Annotated in this window: 16 protein-coding genes; 3 read left to right on the plus strand and 13 right to left on the minus strand. The window is 66.2% G+C overall.

The genetic code is table 11. From position 1 onward, the window contains the following. Positions 1 to 2: 2 nt before the first annotated feature. A complete protein-coding gene (locus GB927_RS14660) occupies positions 3 to 758 on the minus strand; it encodes a 3-deoxy-manno-octulosonate cytidylyltransferase (protein WP_256117855.1) in 756 nt (251 codons plus the stop codon). Positions 759 to 909: 151 nt separating this feature from the next. Here GB927_RS14660 and GB927_RS14665 point away from each other — a divergent pair, with 151 nt between their 5' ends. Beyond that, complete coding sequence (locus tag GB927_RS14665; RefSeq protein ID WP_256117856.1) at positions 910 to 1,650, plus strand: c-type cytochrome; 741 nt, start codon at positions 910 to 912, stop codon at positions 1,648 to 1,650. A 58-nt stretch (positions 1,651 to 1,708) separates the two neighbouring features. Here the strand turns inward: GB927_RS14665 and GB927_RS14670 are convergent, their stop codons facing one another. Further along, a complete protein-coding gene (locus GB927_RS14670) occupies positions 1,709 to 2,653 on the minus strand; it encodes an AEC family transporter (RefSeq protein WP_256117857.1) in 945 nt (314 codons plus the stop codon). Positions 2,654 to 3,274: 621 nt separating this feature from the next. On the opposite strand from GB927_RS14670, the gene GB927_RS14675 reads away from it, so the two are divergent. Together GB927_RS14675 and pbpC are read left to right on the plus strand one after the other, a co-directional pair. After that, entirely contained in the window at positions 3,275 to 8,725 is a 5,451-nt protein-coding gene (locus GB927_RS14675) for an alpha-2-macroglobulin family protein (RefSeq protein ID WP_256118345.1), read from the plus strand. Positions 8,726 to 8,737: 12 nt separating this feature from the next. Beyond that, positions 8,738 to 10,822: a penicillin-binding protein 1C gene (pbpC, locus tag GB927_RS14680; protein ID WP_256117858.1), complete on the plus strand. Its 2,085-nt coding sequence runs from the start codon at positions 8,738 to 8,740 to the stop codon at positions 10,820 to 10,822. 171 nt (positions 10,823 to 10,993) lie between these two features. On the opposite strand, the gene GB927_RS14685 is transcribed toward pbpC, so the two are convergent. From GB927_RS14685 to GB927_RS14735, 11 genes are all read right to left on the minus strand, one after another. Continuing rightward, on the minus strand, positions 10,994 to 11,794 hold the full coding sequence (locus GB927_RS14685) for a crotonase/enoyl-CoA hydratase family protein (protein WP_256117859.1): 801 nt from the start codon (positions 11,792 to 11,794) through the stop codon (positions 10,994 to 10,996). A 37-nt stretch (positions 11,795 to 11,831) separates the two neighbouring features. Next, complete coding sequence (locus GB927_RS14690; protein ID WP_256117860.1) at positions 11,832 to 12,707, minus strand: hydroxymethylglutaryl-CoA lyase; 876 nt, start codon at positions 12,705 to 12,707, stop codon at positions 11,832 to 11,834. Next, positions 12,704 to 14,689 carry an acetyl-CoA carboxylase biotin carboxylase subunit gene (locus tag GB927_RS14695; protein ID WP_256117862.1) on the minus strand — a complete coding sequence of 662 codons (1,986 nt, stop codon included), beginning with the start codon at positions 14,687 to 14,689 and terminating at the stop codon, positions 12,704 to 12,706. Before GB927_RS14695 ends, GB927_RS14690 begins: the two co-directional genes overlap by 4 nt. Before the next feature lie 15 nt (positions 14,690 to 14,704). Further along, a complete protein-coding gene (locus tag GB927_RS14700; protein WP_256117864.1) occupies positions 14,705 to 15,088 on the minus strand; it encodes a RidA family protein in 384 nt (127 codons plus the stop codon). A gap of 13 nt (positions 15,089 to 15,101) precedes the next feature. Next, the gene (locus GB927_RS14705) at positions 15,102 to 16,709 is read right to left on the minus strand and encodes a carboxyl transferase domain-containing protein (protein WP_256117866.1); all 1,608 of its coding nucleotides are present in this window, start codon (positions 16,707 to 16,709) and stop codon (positions 15,102 to 15,104) included. Further along, positions 16,709 to 17,857, minus strand: a complete 1,149-nt coding sequence (locus GB927_RS14710; protein ID WP_256118346.1) for an isovaleryl-CoA dehydrogenase — start codon at positions 17,855 to 17,857, stop codon at positions 16,709 to 16,711. Before GB927_RS14710 ends, GB927_RS14705 begins: the two co-directional genes overlap by 1 nt. A gap of 40 nt (positions 17,858 to 17,897) precedes the next feature. After that, entirely contained in the window at positions 17,898 to 21,359 is a 3,462-nt protein-coding gene (locus GB927_RS14715) for an indolepyruvate ferredoxin oxidoreductase family protein (protein WP_256117867.1), read from the minus strand. A gap of 164 nt (positions 21,360 to 21,523) precedes the next feature. Further along, positions 21,524 to 21,976, minus strand: coding sequence for an Lrp/AsnC family transcriptional regulator (locus GB927_RS14720; protein ID WP_256117868.1), 453 nt, complete (start codon positions 21,974 to 21,976; stop codon positions 21,524 to 21,526). 18 nt (positions 21,977 to 21,994) lie between these two features. Next, positions 21,995 to 23,152 carry a fumarylacetoacetate hydrolase family protein gene (locus GB927_RS14725; protein ID WP_256117869.1) on the minus strand — a complete coding sequence of 386 codons (1,158 nt, stop codon included), beginning with the start codon at positions 23,150 to 23,152 and terminating at the stop codon, positions 21,995 to 21,997. A 90-nt stretch (positions 23,153 to 23,242) separates the two neighbouring features. Then, positions 23,243 to 23,920, minus strand: coding sequence for a permease (locus GB927_RS14730; RefSeq protein WP_256117870.1), 678 nt, complete (start codon positions 23,918 to 23,920; stop codon positions 23,243 to 23,245). A gap of 97 nt (positions 23,921 to 24,017) precedes the next feature. Next, positions 24,018 to 25,208 (minus strand): MFS transporter, encoded by a 1,191-nt coding sequence (locus GB927_RS14735; protein ID WP_256117871.1) that lies wholly within the window; start codon positions 25,206 to 25,208, stop codon positions 24,018 to 24,020. Between the last annotated feature and the right edge of the window lie 60 nt (positions 25,209 to 25,268).

A 25,268-nucleotide genomic window follows, 5' to 3' on the forward strand; every position in this document is an offset into this window, starting at 1 on the left:
CCTCAGACTGGGTTGGCCGCGAGGATGGCGCGGGCTTTTTCGAGGTCGGCCGGGGTATCGACGCCGAGCGGCACGGTATCGACGATCTCGGCATCGATGCGCATGCCGGCTTCGAGCGCCCGCAACTGCTCCAATGATTCGCGCTTTTCCAGCGTCGAGGGCTTCAGCGCGACGAAGGCTTCCAGCGCCTTGCGGCGGTACGCATAGAGACCGATGTGGTGGTAGAGCGGGCCCTTGCCGTGCGGCGCCGTCGCGCGCGTGAAATAGAGGGCGCGCAGGCGGCTGTCGCTGAGCGGCGAGCCGACGATCTTCACGACGTTCGGATTGGTCTTCTCTTCCTCGTCGCTGATCTCGGTCGTCAGCGTGGCGATGTCGGTCGAGGCGTTTTCCAGCGGGCGGAGGGCGGCGCGGATCGTTTCCGGGTCGATCGTCGGCAGATCGCCCTGCACGTTGATGATGATCTCGGCGCGGCCCTCCGGGTCGCTCTTGGTCAGCGCCTCGTAGATGCGGTCGGAACCGGACTGGTGATCGACCCGGGTCATCACCGCCTCGAAGCCCGCTGCCACGACAGCGTCAAAAATATCCGTATGATCGACGGCCACGACGACACGACCGACATCGGCCGCGGCCGCCCGGCGGGCCACCTGCACGATCATCGGCAGGCCGGCAATATCGGCCAGCGGCTTGCCCGGAAGCCGCGTCGAGGCCATGCGCGCCGGAATGAGGACGAGGGTCGTGTCAAAATTGGCGGGTTTCATCTCAGGCCCTTCAAAACCCCCGGGAAAAGTGTCAAAACGTCTCAGTGCGGGGGCTACAATCACTGTTGCAACGAAGCAGCAAAAGACATAGGTTCCGCGCGATTTCAAGACTGGCCGGCGCATGTCCGCTGGTTCCTAGGGGAGCGTTTGGATGAACTCTTATGTGAACATGGGCGTGGGTGCCCTATTGGGCACCGTCTTCGTACTGATGTCCGTGTCGATCGCTTCTGAAGGCATTTTCCACTCGGCGCACCCCGAGAAGGAAGGTTTTGCCATCGTGGCCGAGGAGACCGGCGGCGAGGAAGCGGGCGGCGACGCCCCCGCAGCTGTTCCGATCGCGACCCTGCTCGCCACCGCCGATGCCGGCGCCGGCGAGACCGTCTTCAAGAAATGTGCGAGCTGTCACACCCCAGAGAAGGGCGGACCGAACAAGGTCGGACCCGGTCTCTGGGACATCGTGAACCGCCCGATCGCTTCGCATGAAGGCTTCAGCTATTCCGCCGGCATGACCACCTTCTCCGAAGGCCACAAGGTCGTGTGGGACTATGACCACCTGAACTTCTTCCTCGAAGCACCGAAGAAGCACGTTCCGGGCACCGCCATGGGCTTTGCCGGTCTCAAGAAGAACGACGAGCGCGCCAACCTGATCGCCTACCTGCGCACGCTTTCCGACAGCCCGGCGGCCCTGCCGACCGCATCGAACGAAGGCGCTGCTGCCACGACCGAGGGTGCAACCACCACCGAAGGTGCCGCTCCCGCCGATGGCGCGGCGACGACCACCGAGGGCGCAGCCCCGGCGGATGGCGGCGCAGCCGCCACGACGACGACCGAAGGGACGGCACCGGCCGAAGGCACGACCACCGAAGGCACCACGGAAAAGCCGGCTCAATAAAAGCGGCCCGCATCCGAGACGACAAAACCCGGCCTTCGTGCCGGGTTTTTTGTTGCCGTCAGGTGAGTAGCCAGGCCCAGAAGGAGACGGTGAAGACGCCGAGCGCCGTCGTCATGGTGATCGTCGAGGAGGCGAGCGCGTGGCCGACACCGAAATGGTTGGCGAGCAGCCAGGCATTGACGCCGGTCGGCACCGAAGAGGTCAGCACCATCGCGGCCGTCCATTCCGGGCTGAGGCCCAAAAGCCGGCACGCGACATAGACGCAGCCCGGCAGCAGAACGAGCTTGAGGCTGGTCATGGCGAACGCGATGCCGGCATTGCCGCCGACCTTGTACTTGTTGAGCGCCATGCCGATCGAGACGAGGGCTGCCGGTGCCGCCGTCGCCGCCAACTGGTCGACCACCACCTTGACCGGCCCCGCGAGCGGCACGCCGCCGACATGGAACAGCGCACCGGCCGCAAGGCCGATCACCAGCGGATTGCGCACGAGGCTCTTGCCGATGCCGAGCAGCAGGGCGCCGAAACGCTGCGGCTCGCGCGTGCCACTTTTGCGCTCCGCACGCTCCATCAGCACGGTGCCGGCGATCATCATGACCGGCAGGTGCACGGAGAGCAGCACGGAGATCGCCACCAGCCCGTCCTCACCCACGATGCGCGAGACGAGCGGCAGGCCGATGAAGACCGTATTGGCGAAGGCGGAGGAGACGCCGGCGAGCACGCCGATGCGCCGGTCGCGCTTGAAGCCGAGCGTCGCCACCAGATGGGCGATCGTCCAGGTGACGGCGACGCCGGCGAAATAGGCAAGCCAGATGCGCAGCGGCGATTCGCCGGCAAAATCCGCCTCGGCAATCGTGCGGAACAGCAGCACCGGAACCGCCACGCGGAAGACGAATTCGCCAAGCCCCTCGCCCAGCTCCTCCCGCAGATAACGGGTGCGCACGAGCACCCAGCCGATCAGGATCAGCGCGAAGATGGGCAAGACATTGAGGGCGACGTCCGACATGAAACCGTCCGGAAAACAGGGGAATGAGAGACGACGGACAGCCGCCTTACAGGCGTCATGGGTAGGCCAAACGTCGGGGAGGGTCCAGCGCGAAGCCGGCGCGAGGGGGCGCCGGAAATGAAAAAAGCGAGGGTTATCCCCCCGCTTCCTCATCCCGACCTAGCCGGGGAAGTGCTTCGCGCGGTGCCAGTACATCCGTGGTCACTGCTGTGCGAAACACGACTTTCGTGTCTGACGAGGTTCTACCGAGCCGCTATTACAGCGGTATGACAGAGGAATGCCCGTCGATGAAAACAAGTCTGCGCGCATATGGTTAACAAAAGGTTAACGCGCCATCGGGCAAAATTTTCGCATTTCCGGCGATTGAACGGCAGATCTGAAACGTCTTCCCCCTGGTTCCATGCGCCACCCCTTCCGGCCTCCCCGACGCGCCCTGTCTTTCGATTGACAAGCCGATCCCGGGTCTGGACAGTGGCGGCGGCAACGAGACGGGCAGCGTTAGAGCATTTCCGCTTTTCTTCGAAGCGCGCAAACGCCCTAATTCTTGGTTTTTACGCAATTCCGGACGCAAAACCGCGTTTTGCCCTTTTGCTGGAATTGCTTGAGGAGGACTTGATGTCTATGCGCGCATTCTTCGGTTTCTCGGCACTTCTTCTTATGGCCGTGGCCTCCCCTCCCCTTCCCGCCAGCGCCCAGGAGACGCGCACCGTCGTGACGACGGAAAACCGCGATTATTTCGGCTTTGATCTGCGCACCGTGCAGGACGTGACGCTGGACCAGTGCAAGGCCGACTGCGTCGACGACCTTTCCTGCCGCGCCTTCACCTACAATCCCAAGGTGAAATGGTGCTTCCTGAAGAGCGATTTCAACCAGCTCAACCCCTTCCAGGGCGCGATTGCCGGCAAGATCGTCAAGGCCGACACGGCAGCCGATATCGGCGCGCCGGCCGCCCTGCCGTTCATCACCGAATATATGATGAGCGACGCCCGCTCCTTCCGCAACGGCCTGTCGCTTGCCGCCGACCAGCAGGGCCAGGGTGCTGAAAGCCTCGCCTCGCTTGGCCGCATCGAGACGGCATCCGGCCGCTTCGACTACGCGCTGACCGCCTTCAGGGGCGCCCTGTCGCTCGCGCCGGACGACTACTATCTCTGGATGGAGACGGCCGAGTCGATGGCGCGCGCCTTCAACAACAGCTATCTCGCCAGCCAGGGCGCGCTCGCCGCCATCAACGCCTATGAGCTCTCGCGCACGACCGAGACCCGCGCCAGGGCGCTCGCCGTGCTTGCCGACACGCTCGACAAGTCGAGCAACTACCGCGCCGGCATCAACGCCTACAAGGCGAGCCTGGACCTGAAGGACGACGTCGCGGTGCGCTCGGCCTATCTGGGGCTTCGCGCGCGCCAGGGTTTCCGCATCGTCAACCACACGATCGATTCGGACAGCGCGACGCCGCGCGCTTGCGTCGAATTCTCCGAGCCGCTCGTCAAGTCGGGTGCCGACTACGCCTCCTTCGTCACGCTGGACGGTGCCGCTCCCAAGGCCGTGGACGCCAAGGACCGGCAGATCTGCGTCGAGGGCCTGACCCATGGCCAGCGCTACAAGATCGCCTTCCGCCCCGGCCTGCCGTCCGCCGTCGACGAGCCGCTGGCATCCATGGTCGACCTCGACATCTACGTGCAGGACCGCGCCTCCATGGTGCGCTTCACCGGCGACAGCTTCGTGCTGCCGGGCAGCGCGCGCCGCGGCATCCCGATCGTCTCGGTCAACACCGACAGCGCCGACCTGAAGCTCTACCGCGTGGGCGACCGCGCCATCGCCTCGCTGCTCGCCGACAGCCAGTTCCTCACGCAGCTCGACGGCTATTCGGCCGAACGCATCGAAAGCCAGAGCGGCCAGCTCGTCTGGCAGGGCAAGATCGACATTTCGCCAGAGCTCAACAAGGACGTCGTCACCAGCTTCCCGGTCGACGAGGCCCTGCCGGAGCGCAAGCCCGGCGTCTACGTGTTGACCGCCGCCGCCTCGAACGGCCGCACCAACGAATGGGAGGCGAAGGCCACCCAGTGGTTCGTCGTCTCCGACGTCGGCCTCACCACCTATGCCGGCACGGACGGCCTCAACGTCTTCGCCCGCTCGCTGGACAGTGCCGCACCCATCGACGGTGTCGAACTCCAGCTGATCGCCAAGAACAACGAAGTGCTCGGCACCGCGACGACCGATGCGGACGGCCGCGCGACCTTTACCGCCGGCCTGATGCGCGGCACCGCCGCCATGACGCCCGCCGTGATCCTCGCGAAAAAGGGCGATTCGGACTTCGTCTTCCTCGACATGACGCGCGCCGGCTTCGACCTTTCCGACCGCGGCGTCACCGGCCGCCCGGCACCGGGCGCGATCGATGTGCTCGCCTGGACCGAGCGCGGCATCTACCGCGCCGGCGAGACGGTGCATGCGACGGCGCTTGCCCGCGACATCGAGGCGAATGCCGTCGAGAAACTGCCGCTCACCTTCGTCTTCAACCGGCCGGACGGCGTGGAAGATCGCCGCATCGTCAGCGACGGCGCAGCCCTCGGCGGCCATGCTGTGGACCTGCCGCTGCAGGCCAACAGCATGCGCGGCACCTGGACCATGCAGGTCTATACCGACCCCAAGGGTACGGCGATCGGCGAAAAGCAGTTCCTCGTCGACGATTTCGTGCCGGATCGCATCGAATTCGACATGACGAGTGAGGCCAAGGCCATCGAAACCGGCGTTCCGGCGCAGGTATCCGTGGAAGGCCGCTATCTCTACGGCGCGCCAGGTGCGGGCCTGGAGATCGAGGGCGATGTCACGCTGAAGCCGACGCGCGCGGACACCGCTTATCCCGATTATGTCTTCGGTCTGGCGGATGAAGAGGCGATCGAGGCCAGCAGCACGGCGCTGGTAGGCCTCGACGTGCTCGACGACGACGGCAAGGCGACCTTCGACGTCAATGTCACCGACCTGCCCGCGACGACGCAACGCCTCGAAGCGCTCGTGACGCTGCGCATGACGGAAGCCGGCGGGCGCGCCGTCGAGCGTTCGCTCACCCTGCCGGTCAAGGCGACCGGCCCGATGATCGGCATCAAGCCGGAGTTCAAGGACGAGCTTACGGAAAACAGCGTCGCGAATTTCAACGTCATCGCTGTTGGTGCCGATGGCGCAAAGCAGGTGATGCAGGGCATGCCCTGGAAGCTGCTCGCCGTCGAGCGGAACTACCAATGGTATCGCGACGGCAGCTCATGGCGGTATGAGCCGGTGCTTTCGACCAAGCAGTTGGCCAACGGTACTGTCGATGCCACGGTAGATGGCGGCCAGATCTCGGTTCCCGTCACCTGGGGCCGCTACCGCCTGGAAGTGGAAAGCGCCGAGCCGGACGGCCCGGCCACCAGCATCGAATTCGATGCTGGCTGGTACGTCGCCGCCACCTCGACGGAAACGCCCGACGCGCTGGAAATCTCGCTCGACAAAGAAAACTATACGGTCGGCGACACGGCGAAGCTGAAGATTTCGCCGCGCCATGCCGGCCAGGTTCTCATCACCATCGGCGCCGAAAGCCTGATCGCCACCCAGACCGCCGCCATCGGCGCCGAGGGCGGCGAGGTGGAAATCCCGATCACCGAGGAATGGGGCCCCGGCTCCTACGTCACCGCGACGCTGTTCCGCCCCGGTGCGGACCGCGAAAGCCGCATGCCGATGCGCGCGATCGGCATCACCTGGCTGAAGGTCGACCCCGCGGAGCGCAAGCTCAACGTCGCGCTCGACGTGCCGGAAAAGACGCTGCCGCGCCAGGCGCTCGAAATCTCGCTCCAGGTCGCCGGTGCGGGCGCCAACGAGGACGCCTATGTCACGGTTGCCGCCGTCGACGTCGGTATCCTCAACCTCACCCGCTATGAAGCGCCCGATCCGGCCGGCTGGTACTTTGGCCAGCGCCGCCTCGGCATGGAAATCCGCGACCTCTACGGCCGCCTGATCGACGGCTCGCTCGGCGCCACCGGGCGGCTGCGCACCGGCGGCGACGGCGGCGAAGGCGCTCTCCAGGGCAACCCGCCGACCGAAAAGCTCGTCGCCTTCTTCTCCGGCCCCGTAAAGCTCGACGCGGAAGGCAAGGCCAAGGTCAGCTTCGACATTCCGCAGTTCAACGGCACGGCCCGCCTCATGGCCGTCGCCTGGACGAAGACCGGTGTCGGCAGCGCCACGAAGGATGTCATCATCCGCGATCCGGTCGTCGTGACCGCCAGCCTGCCGAAGTTCCTCTCCCCCGGGGACCGCGCCGACCTGAGGCTCGACATCGCCAACACGGATGCGCCTGCCGGCGACTACACGGTCGAGATCACGCACAATGCGTCGGTGATGGTCGAGCAGACCGGCACCGGCCAGACTCTGCGCCTCGAACCCGGTGCAAAGTCCGCGCTCACCCTGCCGCTGATCGGCGGCGAGGTCGGCGACGGCGTCGTCACCGTAAAACTCTCGAACGGTGCGGGCATGTCGCTCGAACAGGCGCTCAACATTCCGGTGCGCCCGGCCGCCATGCCGATCACCACGCGCCGGCCGATCGAGATCGCCGCAAACGGCAGCCTTACGATCGACGACCAATTGCTCGCCGACAGCCAGCTTGCCGGCGCCTCCGTCAGCCTCAGCGTCTCGCGCGCTGCCGCCTTCGACATCCCGGCACTGCTGATGGCGCTCGACCGCTACCCCTATGGCTGCGCCGAGCAGACGACGAGCCGCGCCCTGCCGCTGCTCTATCTCAGCGAGCTCTCCAAGCAATCCGGCCTGCCGGAAGACACGGAGACGCAGAAGCGCGTGCAGGATGCGATCTACCGCGTGCTCGCCTATCAGTCGTCTTCGGGCAGCTTCGGCCTCTGGGGTCCGGGTTACGGCGATCTCTGGCTCGATTCCTTCGTCACCGACTTCCTGACGCGGGCCCGCGAACAGAAGTTCGACGTGCCGGAGCAGGCCATGCTTCAGGCGCTCTCAAACCTGCAGAACGCCATCTCCTACGACGTGAATGTCACCAACCAGGGCAACGAGATCGCCTATGCGCTCTACGTGCTTGCCCGCAACCGCAAGGCCGCGATCAGCGACCTGCGCTACTATGCCGACACGAAGCTCTCGGAGTTTTCCTCGCCGCTGTCGCGCGCCCATCTTGCCGCAGCGCTTGGCCTCTATGGCGATGCCCAGCGTTCGATGACGATCTTTTCGAATGCGCTCGGCCTCTCGCGCGACAGCATCCTGAACGCCAGCCTCTCGCGCAACGATTATGGTTCTTCGCTGCGTGACGGGGCCGCCGTTCTGGCGCTCGCCGCCGAAGCCCGTCCGGTTCCGGACATCATTCCGCAACTGACGAAGATCGTCGCCAAGCAATGGGAAGAAAAGCGCTGGACCAGCACGCAGGAACAGACCTGGATGCTGCTTGCCGCCCGCTCCGTGAAGGACGCCGACAAGGACCTGAAGCTTGAAATCAACGGCGTCGCCCGCGATGGCGGCTATGCCGCGCAGATGACCGGCAAGGCCCTGCTTGAAAACCCGCTGACGGTCGCCAACCGCACCGGCGAGCCGGTCTCGGCCGTGCTCACCACCGTCGCGGCCCCGGTGGACCCGCTGCCGGCCGGCGGCGACGGCTTTGCCATCGAGCGCACCTATTACACGCTCGACGGCGAGGAGGCGAACGTCTCCGAGGCGACCCAAAACGAGCGTTACGTCGTGGTGCTGAAGGTGACGGAGAGCAACGACTGGCCGTCACGCATCATCATCACGGACCTGCTGCCGGCCGGCTTCGAGATCGACAATCCGAGCCTCGTCGACAGCGCGAAACTGGCGAATTTCGACTGGGTCGGCGAAGTGGAGCCGGCGCATACGGAGTTCCGCTATGATCGTTTCGTCGCTGCCTTCAACCGCAGCGGGGGCGATACCCGCGAAGTGACGCTCGCCTATGTCGTGCGCGCCGTCACCCCCGGTACCTATGACCATCCGGCCGCGCAGGTGGAGGACATGTACCGTCCGCAATACTCCGCCCGCACGGCGACCGGCCGCATGCAGGTCGTCAAGGCCGAGTAAGAGGACCAGTCCATGGCGCTCTGGCGCAAGCTCGTTATCGGCTCCCTTGGCGGGGCGGCGTCCATCGCCGCCCTCGCCTTCGGCCTCGACTATGCCGACAAGGCTTATCCGCCGCCGATCGCGGTTGCCGGCACCGTGTCCAAGGAAGTGCTTGACCGCGACGGCCGGCTGCTGCGCGCCTTCGCCACGCCGGATGGCCTCTGGCGGCTGAAGACCACGGCGGCCGATGTCGACCCGCAGTTCCTGCGCATGCTCGTCGCCTATGAGGACCGGCGCTTTAACGAGCACGCCGGCATCGACCCGCTGGCGCTGCTGCGCGCCGCCGGGCAGTTCGTCACCAACGGCCGCATCGTTTCGGGCGCCTCGACGCTCTCCATGCAGGTCGCCCGCCTGATCGAGCCGCGCGAAAACCGCTCGATGCTGGCGAAACTGCGCCAGATGGCCCGCGCCATCCAGCTCGAACGGCGGCTCTCCAAGGCGGAAATCCTCGATCTCTACCTGACGCTCGCCCCCTATGGCGGCAATCTGGAAGGGGTTCGCGCCGCAAGCCTCGCCTGGTTCGGCAAGGAGCCGAAGCGGCTTTCGGTGGCCGAGGCCGCCCTGCTCGTCGCCCTGCCGCAGCTTCCGGAAAAGCGCCGGCCGGACCGGCACCGTGCGGTGGCGGAAAAGGCCCGCGAGCGCGTGCTGAACCGCATGGCGGTCTCCGAGATCATCGGCGAGGGCGAGGCGGAACGCGCCTCCGCCGAAGCCGTGCCGGATCGTCGTCGCCAGCTCCCCTCCTATGCCGCCCATCTTTCCGAAATGGCGCTGCGCAAGGACCCGAAGGCGACCGAACACAGGACGACGCTTGACCGCACGGTGCAGGACGGGCTGGAAACCGTCGCCCGCGAGGCCGCCGAACGACTCGGCGCGAAAATCTCGATCGCCATGGTGATGGCGGATGCCCGCACCGGCGAGATTCTCGGCGAGGTCGGCTCGGCGGACTACTTTGATGGCAGCCGCGCCGGCTGGATCGACATGACGCGCATCCGCCGCTCGCCCGGTTCCGCGCTGAAACCCTTCATCTATGGGCTTGCCTTCGAGGAGGGCCTGGTCGCACAGGAGACGATCGTCGAGGATCGGCCGTCCGACTTTTCCGGTTATCGCCCGCGCAATTTCGACATGACCTATCAAGGTGATGTCAGTGTGCGCAAAGCGCTGCAACTGTCGTTGAACGTGCCCGCCGTGCGCCTGCTGGAGGCTGTCGGCCCGACGCGGCTGATGGTGCGCTTCCGTCGCGCCGAGGTGCATGCGGAACTGCCGCCGGGCGAAACGCCGGGGCTCGCGATCGGCCTTGGCGGCGTTGGCGTGACGCTGCGCGAGCTCACCCAGCTCTATGCGGCGCTCGCCAATCGCGGCATGCCGGTGCGGCTCGGCGACGGCATTTCGCGCAACGCGTCGCAAATCGAGGGCGAACCGCTGCTCGACCCCGTCGCCACCTGGCAGGTTTCCGACGTGCTTTCCGGCGTCACCCCGCCGACCGGCAGCCGCCGCCTCGGCATCGCTTACAAGACCGGCACCAGCTACGGCTACCGCGACGCCTGGTCCGTCGGCTACGATGGCCGCCATGTGCTCGGCGTCTGGGTCGGCCGTGCCGATAACGGCGCCGTGCCCGGCCTGACCGGCTATGGCGCCGCCGCCCCCATCCTTTTCGAGGCCTTCTCGCGCTCCGGCATCGCCATCACCGCGCTCCCGCGCGCGCCGTCCGGCGCCGTGCGCATCGCGCAGGCCGAACTGCCCGCCAGCCTGCGCCGCTTCTCCACCACGACGGGCGGCCTCGTCGCAACGGTGGCGCGCGAGCCGGCGCCGGAAATCATCTACCCGCCGGAAGGCGCCCATGTGGAACTCGGCGCCACCACGAGCACGGATATCTCACCGCTCGTGCTGAAGCTGCAAGGCGGCCGCGCGCCCTTCCGCTGGCTCGCCAACGGCAAGGTCCTGCCGGACGCCTCCCGCCGGCGCACGACGCAGTGGATGCCGGAAGGTGCCGGTTTCTCGACGCTGACGGTGATCGACGCGGCTGGGCGGGCGGCGAGCGTTCGGGTGTTCATCGAGTAGCGAGGCCGCAAAGCCCCTCATCCGGCCTGCCGGCCACCTTCTCCCCGTAAACGGGGCGAAGGAGATGTGCCGCGCCGGCTTCCCATCCAAAAGCGTTACGTGGGCCACGTCCCCTCTCCCTGCTTGCGGGGAGAGGGTTAGGGTGAGGGGCAAAGCCAGGACCGCAGGGCGTTATTTCGTTGTATCCCCCGGCACCCACCCCGGCTTGCGCTTCTCCAGAAACGCCGCAATTCCCTCCGCCGCTTCCGGCGTTTCCCAGGTATCGGCAAGCCGCGTCAGCGTCATCTCGATCACCTTCTCGTCGATCGGCGGAGCCAGCGCGTGCGCCAGCGCCTTGGTGGCCGCCACCGCTTCAGGAGAGGCCGCGAAATAGGGCGTGATCTCCGCCTCGATCGCCCCATCCAGTTCGTCACCCGCGGCGACACCGCTGACGAGCCCGATGCCACGCGCGGTCGGCGCGTCGAACAGGCGAGCGGAGGTGGCGAAGCGCAGCAGGGCCGCGGGGCCGATGCGGGCGGCGACATAGGGGCTGATCGTTGCGGGGATAAGGCCGAGGCGGGTTTCCGTCAGGCCGAAGCGGGCGCCTTCCACGGCGATCGCCGCGTCGCAAACGCTGATCAGGCCGACGCCGCCACCATAGGCCTGGCCGTTGACGCGGGCGATCAACGGTTTCGGCAGGTCGCGCAGCGCCTTCAGCATCAAGGCGAGCCGGCGCGCCTCCGCGATGCGCGCCTCGCGGGTGGCGGCCATCTGCTCCTTCATCCAGTTCAGGTCGCCGCCCGCGCAAAAACTCTCGCCCTCGCCTGTCAGCACGACGACGCGCACCGCCTTGTCCTCGCCCAGCAGGCTCGCGACGGCCGTCAATTCGCGGATCATCAGGCCCGAAAGCGCATTGTGCTGCGCGTGGCGGCGAAGCGTCAGCGATGCCACGCCGCGCCGATCGACGGATATGGAAATCGTTTCGAAATGCATTGGCTGTACCTCCTCTGCGCAGTGCGGGCGCAAATCGCTAGGCACTTTTCCTGGCGGTGCTCTTGCCGGTGATCTGCCGGGCAAAGGCCGCGGCCGCCGCCAGTTTCTCCCGGTCGAGCCCTGTCTCGTATCCCTCGGCCGCCAGCATGTCGGCGACGGCGAGCGTATCAACATTGCCGCGTGCGCCCGGCGCATAGGGGCAGCCGCCGAGCCCGCCGACCGAGGCGTCGAAGACGGTGAGCCCGTGATCGAGCGCCACGCGGATATTGTCGAGCGCCAGCCCGTTCGTATCGTGGAAATGGCCGGCGAGATTTTCCGGAAAGGCGACGGCGAGCACGACATCCAGCATGGCCGCAACCTCGCCCGGCTTGGCGCGGCCGATCGTATCGCCAAGGCTCACCTCGTGGCAGCCGAGACGCAGGAGCTGTCCGGTGACACGCGCCACCGCGCAAGGCTCCACCGGGCCATCATAGGGGCACTGCACGACGCAACTGACATAACCGCGCAGCGGAATGCCGTCCGCCTTTGCCGCTTCGGCGACCGGCCGGGCGCGCTCGATGCTTTCGGCGATCGAGCAGTTGAGATTGGCGCGGGAAAAGCCTTCGGAGGCCGAGAGGAAGACGGCAACCTCGTCGACGCCGGCGGCCTTCGCCGCCTCGTAGCCCTTCATGTTGGGCACCAGCGCCGCATAGGAAAGGCCCGGCCGGCGCGCGATGCCGGCCATCACCTTGGCGCCATCGGCAAGCTGCGGCACCCATTTGGGGCTGACGAAACTCGTCGCCTCGATGCGCTGGAAGCCGCAATCCGACAAGAGGTCGATCAGCGCGATCTTGTCGGCAGACGGGATGATCGCCTTCTCGTTCTGCAACCCGTCGCGGGCCGCCATCTCGACGATTTCGATGCGCCGGCTCATGCGGCCTCCTCGGGCTCCAGCGAGAGCAGCAGCGCGCCTTCCGCCACCTGATCGCCGACCGCGACCGGCACCGTCGCCACCACGCCATCGCGGGGTGCTGCCAGCACCAGCTCCATCTTCATCGCCTCCATGGTGACGAGCGCATCACCCTTGGCGACGCGCGCACCCGGCTCTGCCGAGACGATGCGGACCAGTCCTGGCATGGGGGCCGAAAGCCGATCGCCGCCAGCCGTCGCCTCGCCATGATGGCCGGCCTCTTCGGCGATAGCGAAGGTGTGGGCGTGGCCGGCGAAGAAGACGAGGATATCAGTCCCTTCGCGATGCACGGTTGCGGACAAAACCCGGTCTTCAAACGCTACGCGGACGGAACGTCCGTCGGTCGATTTCACGGCGATATCGGTGATGATGCCGTTATGTTCGACATGGAAGCGATTTTTCTCGCGCGCTGTCACGCGCAGCGCATGTTCCGCATCGCCGTGATCAAGGAAAACCGTCTGCGCCGCCTCGCCCCACAGCCGGAAGCTGCGGAGATGGCCCCATGGATCCGGATCGGCCGGGGCTTCGAGGAAACCGAGCGCCGACAAAGCGGCCAGCGCAAAGGCCTCCTCCGAGGCGTCGGGTTCGTTGAGCAGGCTTTCGCCCGCGCGGCCGATCAGGCCCGTATCGACGTCGCCCGCCGCAAAGGCCGGCAGGCGGCAGAGGCGGGCGAGGAAACCGGCATTGGTCGTGACCCCGCCGACGCGGCAGGTTTCGAGCGCCGTTTCCAGCTTTGCCAACGCCTCCGCGCGGGTGCGGCCGTGCACGATCACCTTGGCGATCATCGGGTCGTAATAGGGCGTGATCAGGTCGCCGGCACGCACGCCGGAATCGGTGCGGGCGTCCTGCGGCAGGTCAAAGACGGAGAGGCGGCCGGTCGCGGGCAGGAAATCGCGCGCCGGGTTTTCCGCGTAGAGCCGCGCCTCGAAGGCCCAGCCGTTAATCGAAAGCTCCTCCTGCCGTTTCGCCAACGGTCCGCCAGCGGCGACGTGGAGCTGCCATTCGACGAGGTCGAGGCCGGTGATCGCCTCCGTCACGGGATGCTCGACCTGGAGGCGCGTGTTCATTTCCATGAAGTAGAAGCGGTCCTGCCGGAGCCCCTCGGAGACGTCGGCGATGAACTCGACGGTGCCGGCGCCGCTATAGCCGATCGCTGCGGCTGCTCGCACCGCAGCCTGCCCCATCGCCGCGCGCATTTCCGCCGTCATGCCGGGGGCCGGGGCCTCCTCGATCACCTTCTGGTGCCGGCGCTGGAGGGAGCAGTCGCGCTCGAAAAGGTGCACGACATTGCCGTGTTTATCGCCGAAAACCTGCACCTCGATGTGGCGGGGTTTCGTCATGTATTTTTCGACGAGCACGCGGCCGTCGCCGAAGGCGCTTTCGCCCTCGCGCCGGGCGCTTTCCAGCGCGGCGGCAAAATCGGCGGGGCGCTCGACACGCCGCATGCCCTTGCCGCCACCGCCGGCGCGCGCCTTGATCAGCACCGGATAGCCCATGGCCTCGGCCTCGCCGGCAAGGAAGGCGGCGTCCTGCCGCTCGCCATGGTAGCCGGGCACGACGGGCACGCCCGCCTTTTCCATCAGCGCCTTGGCCGCATCCTTGAGGCCCATGGCGCGGATGGCGCTCGCCGAAGGACCGATGAAGACGAGGCCGGCCGCCTCCACCGCCTCGACGAAATCCGGGTTTTCCGACAGGAACCCGTAGCCGGGATGCACGGCTTCGGCGCCGCTCGCCTTGGCCGCCTCGATGATCGCCGGAATGTTCAGGTAGCTTTTTGCCGCCTCCGCCGGGCCGATGCGGATCGCCTCGTCGGCCATCGCGACATGCAGCGCATCGCGGTCGGCATCGGAAAAGACGGCGACCGTCGAAACGCCCACCTGCCGGGCGGTGCGGATGACGCGGCAGGCGATTTCGCCGCGGTTGGCGATGAGGATTTTTCTGAACATCCCAGATCCGGCTTTCTATTGCGCTGCTATGGCTTCGACTTCCAGCAGCCACTTCTCGTCGAAGATCGAGCAGATGACGACGCTCATCGCCGGCGCGTTGGCGCCAAGATAGTCGCTGCGGATCTCGCGATTGGCGGTGGCGTGGTGGCGGTCGGAAAGGTAGGTCGTGACCTTGACGAGGTCGGACTTCGCCATGCCGGCAGCCTTCAACTGGGCATCGATATTGCGCCAGACAAGCCGGGCTTGCGCCTCGAAACCCTCCGGCACCTTGTCGTCGTCCGAAACGGGGATCTGGCCGCTGATGAACACCAGCGTCTTGAAATCCTCGATCTTCACGGCTTGCGAGTAACCACCGCGCGGGTCGGGCGCGTTCTTGGCATTGATCGATTCGCGGTTCATGGACTTCCCTCCTCTACATCCGGAAAATGCCGAAACGGGTGGGCTCGATCGGCGCATTGAGCGCCGCCGAGAGCGAGAGCGCCAGCACGTCGCGCGTCTTGCGCGGATCGACGATGCCGTCGTCCCAAAGCCGCGCCGAGGCGTAGAGCGGGTGGCTCTGGCGGGCGAACATGTCGATGGTCGGCTGCTTGAAGGCGGCCTCCTCCTCGGCGCTCCAGCTACCGCCCGAGCGCTCGATGCCCTCGCGCTTGACGGTCGCCAGCACGCCGGCCGCCTGCTCGCCGCCCATCACGGAGATGCGGCTGTTCGGCCAGGTCCAGAGGAAACGCGGCGAATAGGCCCGGCCGCACATGCCGTAATTGCCGGCGCCGTAGGAGCCGCCGATCAGCACGGTGAGTTTGGGCACGTTGGCTGTCGCGACTGCCATGACGAGCTTGGCCCCGTTCTTGGCGATGCCCTCCGCCTCGTATTTGCGGCCGACCATGAAGCCGGTGATGTTTTGCAGAAAGACGAGCGGGATGCCGCGCTGGGCGCAGAGCTCGATGAAATGCGCGCCCTTCAGCGCGGCCTCGGAGAAGAGCACGCCGTTGTTGGCAATGATGCCGACGGTGAGGCCATGCAGGGCGGCAAAGCCACAGACGAGCGTCGTGCCGAAGCGGGCCTTGAACTCATCGAAGCGGGAACCGTCAACCACGCGGGTGATCACCTCACGCACGTCATAGGGCGTGCGGGTGTCGGCGGGCACGATGCCGAGCAGCTCTTCCGGGTCATAGAGCGGGGCGTCGCCGTCGCTAGATTTGGTAATCTTAGGCTTACGCGTGTTGAGATTAGCGGCGATCTGGCGGGCGATGGCGAGCGCATGGCGGTCGTCGCGGGCGAGGTGATCAGCGACGCCGGAGAGGCGCGTGTGCACGTCACCGCCGCCGAGGTCTTCGGCCGTCACGATCTCGCCCGTCGCGGCCTTAACCAGCGGCGGGCCGGCGAGGAAGATCGTGCCCTGGTTCTCGACGATCACGGTCTCGTCGCTCATTGCCGGCACATATGCGCCGCCCGCCGTGCAACTTCCCATGACAACGGCGACCTGTGGGATGCCGGCGGCGGACATCTGCGCCTGGTTGTAGAAGATGCGGCCGAAATGATCGCGGTCGGGGAACACCTCGTCCTGGTTCGGCAGGTTGGCGCCACCGGAATCGACGAGGTAGATGCAGGGCAGCCGGTTCTCGGCCGCGATCTCTTGCGCACGCAGATGTTTTTTCACGGTAATCGGGTAGTAGGTGCCGCCTTTCACCGTGGCGTCGTTGCAGACGATCATGCATTCGCGGCCGGAGACGCGGCCGATGCCGGCAATCATGCCGCCGGAGGGCGAGGCGCCGTCATAGAGACCGTGGCCGGCGGTGAGGCCGATTTCGAGGAAGGGGGAGCCCGGATCGAGCAGTTGCGCGACGCGGTCGCGCGGCAGCAGTTTGCCGCGGGAAACGTGGCGGTCGCGCGCCTTGGCGCCACCGCCATCCATGGCGAGGCTTGTGGCCGCCTCCACCAGCGCCAGCGCGTCGAGCATTGCCTTGCGGTTTGCCGCAAAGGTCTCGCTGCGAGTGTTCACGGCCGAGGGGATGACCGGCATCACAGCGTCTCCTGGAAGATTTCGCGGCCGATCAGCATGCGGCGGATTTCCGACGTGCCGGCGCCGATCTCGTAGAGTTTGGCGTCGCGCAGCAGGCGGCCGGTCGGGTAGTCGTTGATGTAGCCGTTGCCGCCGAGCGCCTGAATGGCTTCGAGCGCGAGCTTCGTCGCCATTTCGGCGGAGAAGAGGATGCAGCCGGCGGCGTCCTTGCGCGTCGTCTCGCCGCGGTCGCAGGCGCTCGCGACGGCATAGACATAGGCGCGCGCGGCGTTGAAGGCGACATACATGTCGGCGACCTTGCCCTGCATCAGCTGGAACTCGCCGATCGACTGGCCGAACTGTTTTCGCTCGTGCAGGTAGGGCACGACCACGTCGAGGCAGGCGGCCATGATGCCGAGCGGGCCTCCGGACAGCACGACGCGCTCATAATCGAGGCCGGACATCAGCACGTTGACGCCGCGCCCGACCGTGCCCATCACGTTCTCCTCCGGCACCTCGCAATCGGTAAAGACGAGTTCGCAGGTGTTGGAGCCGCGCATGCCGAGCTTGTCGAGTTTCTGGGCGGTCGAGAAACCGGCAAAGCCCTTCTCGATCAGGAAGGCGGTGATGCCGCGGGAGCCGGCCTCCGGGTCGGTCTTGGCGTAGACCACCAGCACGTCCGCATCGGGGCCGTTGGTGATCCACATCTTGTTACCGTTCAGCACATAGCGGTCGCCGCGCTTTTCGGCCTTGAGCTTCATGGAGACGACATCGGAGCCCGCACCCGGCTCGGACATGGCCAGCGCGCCGACATTCTCGCCGGAAATCAGCTTCGGCAGGTATTTCTGGCGCTGCTCCGGCGTCGCGTTGCGCACGAGCTGGTTGACGCAGAGGTTGGAATGGGCGCCGTAGCTGAGGCCCACCGAGGCCGAGGCGCGGCTGATCTCCTCCATCGCCACGCAATGGGCGACATAGCCCATGCCGGAGCCGCCATAGCTCTCCGGCGCGGTGATGCCGAGCAGGCCGAGATCGCCCATCTCGCGCCAGAGCGGCATGGGGAAAGTGTTGCTGCGGTCGATTTCGGCGGCCTGCGGGGCGATGCGATCCGTCGCGAAGCGCCGCACGCTTTCGCGCAACGCCTCGATATCTTCGCCGAGCCCGAAACTCATTCCGGCTTCATACATGTTCGTCCTCCCCAATTTCGCGACCTCAGGCGGCCGTCTTCTGCTGCCCTGCCGTGTCGAAGGCCGCGCGCATCTGCGGCTCACGCGCCCTCACCCGCCTTGCCGCCTCCTCCTTCACCGGCCCATAACCGCGAATCTCGCCGTAAAGCGAGAGAAGCGCAACGGCGGCGTCGAGCGTCTCGCGGCAAAGATTTTGCAGCACATGCGCCACCAGCGCCTCGTAATCGGCGATAAGCTGTCGTTCCATGCGGCGTTCTTCCGTGCGGCCGAACGGGTCGAAGGCCGTGCCGCGCAAGCCCTTGAGCTTTGCAAGTAGCCCGAAGGCCGGCAGCATCCAGCGGCCGAAGCGGCGTTTTTTCGGTCGGCCATTGGTGTCCTCGCCCTTCAGGAACGGCGGCGCGAGGTTGAAGGCGATGCGGTAATTTCCTTCGAACTGCTCCGTCAGCCCCGCCTTGAAGGCCGGATCGGTGAAGAGCCGTGCCACCTCGTATTCGTCCTTGTAGGCGAGGAGCTGGGCGTAGACATGGGCGACGGCGCGGGTCAGCCGGTCGTCCGGCCCGAGCGCCTTTTCCGCCTGGCGGACCTTGTCGACGAGGGTGGTGTAGCGGCCGGCAAGCGCCGTGTTCTGATAGGCCGTGAGATGCTTGACGCGGTGGGCGATCAGCTCTGCTGTCGCCATGGTTTCCAGCGTTGCGGTGCGTTTTCCCGGCTCCAGCAAGCGCTCGGCGCGGGCGGGATCGGCGGCGATCAGGCGGCCCCAGCCGAATGCGGAGAGCGTGGCATCAACCGCCACGCCGTTCAGCGCGATCGCCTGTTCGATCGACTGGCGCGTCAGCGGGATCAGGCCCTTCTGCCAGGCAAAGCCGGTCATCAGGATGTTCGTCGCCATGGCGTTGCCGGCGACCTTTTCCGCGATCGTCGTAAAATCGAGCAGGTGCGAGGGCTCACGAAGGGCCGCGCGTACCGTGCTCTCGACATCGCCGCGGCGGAAGTCGAAGTCGCGTTTGCGCACGAAATCGGCGACCGGCGTCAGCTTGGTGTTGACGACGCCCGTCGTGCGGTGGTGGTCGCAGAGCGTTACGGCGTCCTTGGAGGAGGCTACGACATCGTCGGCGGCGATCAGCAGGTCCGCGCCGCCGGTGATGATGCGCGGCGAGGAGACGTCCTGGTCGGAGAGGCCGATGCGAAGGTGGCTCATCACGGCGCCGCCCTTTTGCGCAAGGCCGGCCATGTCGAGGATCATCGGCGACTTGCCGTCGAGATGGGCGGCCATGCCGAGGATGGCGCTGATGGTGAGGATGCCCGTGCCGCCGATGCCGGCGATGGCGACATTGTAGGAGCGGTCGCCGATCCGGACGATCTCCGGTTCGGGGATGCCCGTGAGATCCGGGTTCGAGCGCGCGGTCTTGCGCAGGCGACCGCCTTCCACCGTCACGAAGGAGGGGCAAAAGCCCTTGAGGCAGGAATAGTCCTTGTTGCAGGTCGACTGGTTGATCTTGCGCTTGCGGCCGAGTTCCGTGTCGAGCGGCTCGACGGAGACGCAGTTCGACTGGGTGGAACAGTCACCGCAGCCTTCGCAGACGGCCGGGTTGATCATCAGGCGGACCGGCGGGTCCTCCATCAGGCCGCGCGAGCGGCGGCGGCGCTTTTCGGCCGCACAGGTCTGCACGTAGACGATCGCCGAACAGCCGGGCGCCTCGCGGATATCGCGCATCACCCGGTCCATCTCGTCGCGGTGGCGAATGATGACACCGGGTGCGAGCATGGACGGCGAGTAGGCTTCCGGATGATCGGAGACGAGATAGATCGGCGCGACGCCTTCGTCGTGGATCTGCCGCGTCACCGCCTCGGGGCTGATCGGACCGTCGACGGCCTGCCCGCCGGTCATCGCCACCGCGTCGTTATAGAGCAGCTTGTAGGTGATGTTGACGCGTGCGGCGACCGACTGGCGGATCGCGAGAATACCGGAATGGTAATAGGTGCCATCGCCGAGATTGACGAAGATGTGCTTTTCATCGGTGAAGGGCGCGATGCCCGACCACGGCACGCCCTCGGCGCCCATATGGGTGAAGGTCGTGGTGTCGCGGTCCATCCACTGGACCATGTAATGACAGCCGATGCCGGCCGTGGCGCGGCTTCCTTCGGGCACCTTCGTGGACGTGTTGTGCGGACAGCCGGAGCAGAAATAGGGCACGCGCTCGATGGGGGCGGCGTGCGCCTTTCGGATCTTCTCGCGCTCCAGCAGGTAGGCGAGCTCGTCGGCGATGACCTTCTTGAGGCCGGCGTCGAACTCGAAATGCAGGAGGCGCGCGGCAATCGCCCGGGCCACCATGCCAACCGTCAGCGCCTGAGACAGCGGCAGGAACGCATGGTCCTCATGGTCGAACTTGCCGATGATGCGCGGGCGCTCGCCGTGATGCCAGTTGAAAAGCTGCTGCTTGATCTGGTTTTCGATGATCTCGCGGCGTTCCTCGACGACGAGCACCTCTTCGAGGCCCTGCGAGAACTCGCGCACGCCTTCCGGCTCCAGCGGCCAGGGCATGCGGACCTTGTAGATGCGCATGCCGATCTCGGCCATCTCGGCCGGGCCGAGGGAGAGCTCCTTCAGCGCTTGGAGCACATCCTCATAGGCCTTGCCGGACGCTATGATGCCGAAGCGTGCCTTCGGAACGTCATGCGTCACCTCATCCACGCGGTTGGCGCGAGCAAAGGCGATTGCGGCATATCCCTTGTAGGTCTGCAGCCGCTCGTCCTGCGGCAATGGCGGATCGGGCCAGCGCAGGCTGAGGCCGCCGGGCGGCAGATCGAAATTCTCGGGCAGGACGAACTGGCGGCGCTCGCCGGCGAGATCGACGGAGGCCGTGGTCTCGACCGTATCGGAAATGAACTTCATGCCGACCCAGCAGCCGGAATAGCGCGACATGGCAGTGCCGAGCAGGCCGTATTCGACGAATTCGTGGATCGACGAGGGATAGAGCACCGGCATCAGCGCCGACATGAAGGCGTGGTCGGACTGGTGCGGGATGGAGGACGACTTTGCCGAATGGTCGTCGCCGGCAAAACAGAGAACGCCGCCATGTTTCGAGGTGCCGGCGGCATTGGCGTGCTTGAACACGTCGCCGCAGCGATCGACGCCCGGCCCCTTGCCGTACCAGTAGCCGGCGACGCCATCCTTCAGCGCGCCGGGCGAAAGATGGAGCTGCTGGGTGCCCCAGACGGCGGCGGCGGCCAGGTCCTCGTTGACGCCCGGCCGGAACACGATGTCGTGCGCCGCCAGGTGCTTGCCGGCTTTGGCCAGCTGCTGGTCGTAACTTCCGAGTGGCGATCCGCGATAACCCGAGATGAATGCGGCGGTGTTCAGCCCCGCGGCACGGTCGCGCCGCATCTGAACGATCGGCAGGCGCACGAGTGCCTGGATGCCGGAAAGGAAGATCCTCCCACTTTCCGCCGTATACTTGTCCTCGAGAGAAAAGCTCTGCTTCAGCATGACTTCCTCCTCGATGGCCCTCCTCCGTGAAAGCCATCCTCCATATGTAGGAGCCTACGCCTGGATTGGGAGGAGCGGGTCCTTATTTTCCCCTTGCAGCATCACGATTTAGGGATGGCATCCGCAAAGCGGGCCTCTCGACGCAAAGCCATCCTAGTGGCGCGTCAGATCGGTACGCGGTGCGTGTTCTTCAGCTCGTCAAGGGCGAAGCTGGAATTGACGAAACCGACGCCCGGAAGCTTCAGCAGCGCCTTCTTCAGGATCTCCTCGTACTGGCGCACATTGCTCGTCAGCACGCGCAGAACATAGTCGTGCTCGCCGGTCATCGAATAACATTGCACGACCTCCGGCATGTTCTTCACCGCCTTCTCGAACTCCAGCAGCGTCTCCTCGTCATGCTGCTTCAGCCGCACGAAACAGAAGACGGAAACCTCGAAGCCGACGAGTTTCGGGTCGATCGCGACGATGCGGCCGCGGATGATGCCGAGCCGCTCCATCTCCTTGATGCGCCGCCAGCACGGCGTGTGGCTGAGGCCGACGCGCTCGCCGATCTCGGCGACCGTCAGGTCCGGTTCGCTCTGGAGCAGCCGCAGGATCTTGCGGCTCGTCTCGTCCATGCCGCCCTCGGCCATGGGCTAGAGAAGCCCGCGAGAGGAGAGATTGCGCATCAGCGCGGTGATGCCGAAGGTCCAGGGCGGGCATTCGGTGGAGAGGCGGACGGTGTTGGTGAGGGCGCCCAGTTCGGCATTGGAGATCGTCACCCGGTCGCCGGTCTTGTGGGTGAAGCCCTGGCCCGGCACATCGCGGTCCTCGACCGGCGCAAACAGCGTGCCCATGAACAGCATGAAGCCATCGGGATATTGATGGTGCTTGCCGGTGGTCTGGGACACGAGGTCGAGCGGATCGCGGCTGATCTCGCGCATCGTGCTGCGGCCCTTCAGCACGAAACCATCCTCGCCCTCAATCAGGAGGTCGAGATCGGCCTTGCGCACCTCATCGATCGCATAGGTCTCGTCGAACAGGCGGATGAAGGGGCCGATGGCGGAGGAGGCATTGTTGTCCTTCGCCTTGCCGAGCAGGAGCGCCGAGCGGCCCTCCACGTCGCGCAGGTTGACGTCGTTGCCGAGCGTCGCACCCTTAACGCGGCCCTGGCTATCGACGGCGAGCACGATTTCCGGCTCCGGATTGTTCCACTTGGAAATCGGATGCAGGCCGACCGAGGCGCCCCAGCCGACGGACGCCAGCACCGGCGCCTTGGTGAAGACCTCCGCATCCGGCCCGATGCCGACTTCGAGATATTGCGACCAGACGCCCTCCTCGATCAGCGCCGCCTTGACCTTGGCGGCCGCTTCCGAGCCTGCCTTCAGGTCGCGCAGGCTGTCGCCGATGATGGCGGTGACGCGGCCGCGCACCTTTTCCGCCATGGCCGGATTGCCCGCGGCCTTCTCCTCGATCACACGTTCGATCATCGAGCGGGCGAAGGTGACGCCGCAGGCCTTGACGGCCTGGAGATCGCAGGGAGCGAGGAGGTGAAGGCGGGAGAAATCGCCCGCCCCTTCGACCGAGGTTTCGAGCACGGCGCCAACGGCGCCGAGAGATTCGCACGGCGCAGCGCGGGCAATCGCGGCCGGATCGTCCTTTTCCAGCAGATCGCGCATCGTCGGGAGATCCGCCGACGTGATGTCGAAGAGCGTGCCGTCGCGCACGACCACGATGGCCGGCCCCTGCACATCCGGCCGCCAGACGCGCCCGACAAAGGTTCCCTGCGAAAAATCTCCTGCCGTCACCGTCACGCGCGTTCCTCCCAGAATCCTCGTCCCGAGTTCTAGACCGAAAGAGGCGCCGGCGAACAGGGCGAAGACGGCCGCTGGCCGATTTTCCGCTCAGCCATGCACACCGAGCGCTTGGGCGACGATCATCGTTGCGGCCAGCAGCAGCACCGTCGCTTCCGCCACCGTCCGCAGGACGAGCCAGACGGCTGCAAGGCGACCCACATGCAGGTCATGCTCGAACCAGCGGACCTCGACGATGACGTACCAAAGCAGCGAAAGCAGCGAGATCGCCGTGCCGACGGCGACCATCTCCTGGTGGCCGGTGCGGGCGATGTTCATGCCGGCGCTGAGGCCGAAGGCAAAGGGAGCAGCGACGTAGCACTGGCTGTAGAAGGGCGGCTTCAGCGTCTCGCGGTCGAGCGCCGCGCCCGTGCGCCCCAGCAGCCGCACAGCCATCAGCAGCGGAAAGATGCTGAAGAGGAAGGCGCGGAAAATCAGGAGATTGGTGTCGTTGCGCAGCATCTCCGGCAGCATGGCATCGTCCCGGTGGGCGATCAGCGCCAGTTCGAGCCCGTGGGCAAAGAGCAGCGTCAGCAACAGGAAGAGCGGCGGGCTCAGCGTATCCTTGTAGCGCTCCTCCTGCGCATCGCCGAGTTCGACATCGGCATAACGCATCATCTGCTGCGGCCGGCGCAGCGTGCGCCAGAGTGTGACCGGATAGAACACGAGCCACGAGACGAGCTCATAGAGCAGTTCTTCCAGCGACTGCAAGAGGCGCATGAAATCCATTTTTGGCATCCCCGTGGCGCGGTCGTTCCGGCATACCGGGTTTTCATGCCAGCGAGAAGGCTTGGAAATGGCGGCTCCGGCGGAGCCGCCATCCATGTCATGCCGGGCGGGTGTGCACGGCCGAAACGATGGTGATCGCGGCCAGGAACAGCACCACGCCGCTTGCGACGAAGACGCTCGAAACACCGTTCGCATCGAACAGCGCCCCGCCGGCAGCGGCACCGGTCGCGATCGCGAAATTGATCGCGGCGACGAAGAGGCCGCCCGCACTTTCGGCTTCATCCGGCACGGCGCGGGTGATCCAGGTCGACCAGGCGACCGGCACCGCACCGAAGGCGAGGCCCCAGAGCGCCACCATGGCGGCATCGGCCACGAGATCGCCGCCGAACATCGAGAGAGACAGCGCCAGCGCGCCCATCACCACAGGCATGATCGTCAGCGTCAGGCGCATGGAGCGCTCCAGCAGCACGGCACCCAGATAGTTGCCGAAGAAGGTCGCGATGCCGAAGCCGAGCAGCACGGCCGAAACACCTTCCACGCCGACGCCCGTTACATTCTCAAGGAACGGCCTGATATATGTGAAGAAGGCGAAGTGGCCGGTGAAGACGAGCAGGATCGCGAACATCGCGAAGCCCACGCCCGGTCGCGCCAGAACCTCGATCAGCGTTCCGAAGCGCGAATGCCCGCGCGGCGGCAGCGACGGCAAGGTCGCAAGCTGCACGACGAGCGCCAGCGCGCCGAGCACGGCAGCCCCGAGGAAGACATTCCGCCAGCCGACGATATCGCCGACATAACTTCCGACCGGCGCGGCGAAGACCGTCGCCGCCGAAACGCCGAGGAACATCACCGACAGCGCCTTCGGCACCACGGCCTCCGGCACCAGCCGCATCATGGTCGCGGCCGACAGCGTCCAGAACCCGCCGAGCGCCATGCCGAGCAGCACGCGGCCGACGAGCAGCATGGCGAGGTTCGACGACATCGCCACGAGCAGGTTGGAAAAGATCAGCAGGACCGAAAGGCCGATCAGCACGAGCCGGCGGTCGAGCTTGCGCGTCACCACCGTGATCAAGAGGCTGGTCACCAGTGCCACCGCGGCCGTCGCCGTCACCGCCTGTCCGGCCATGCCCTCCGAAATCCTCAAATCCGCCGCCATCGGCGTCAGCAGGCTTGCGGGCAGAAATTCCGCGCCCACCAGCCCGAACACGCCGAGCGTCATCGCGATCACGGCCCCCCAAGCCGGCCGGACATCCGCCTCGCTCTCCGGCGCGGCTATCGTTGCATCCGTCATGTGCAGTCCCTTTCCTGTTGCAATGCGTGCTCCAACAGGTGGGTTGAAATGCCAGACGCA

The sequence above is a fragment of the Shinella lacus genome, from assembly GCF_010994755.1.
In the GTDB taxonomy this organism is placed as follows: Bacteria; Pseudomonadota; Alphaproteobacteria; order Rhizobiales; family Rhizobiaceae; genus Shinella; species Shinella lacus.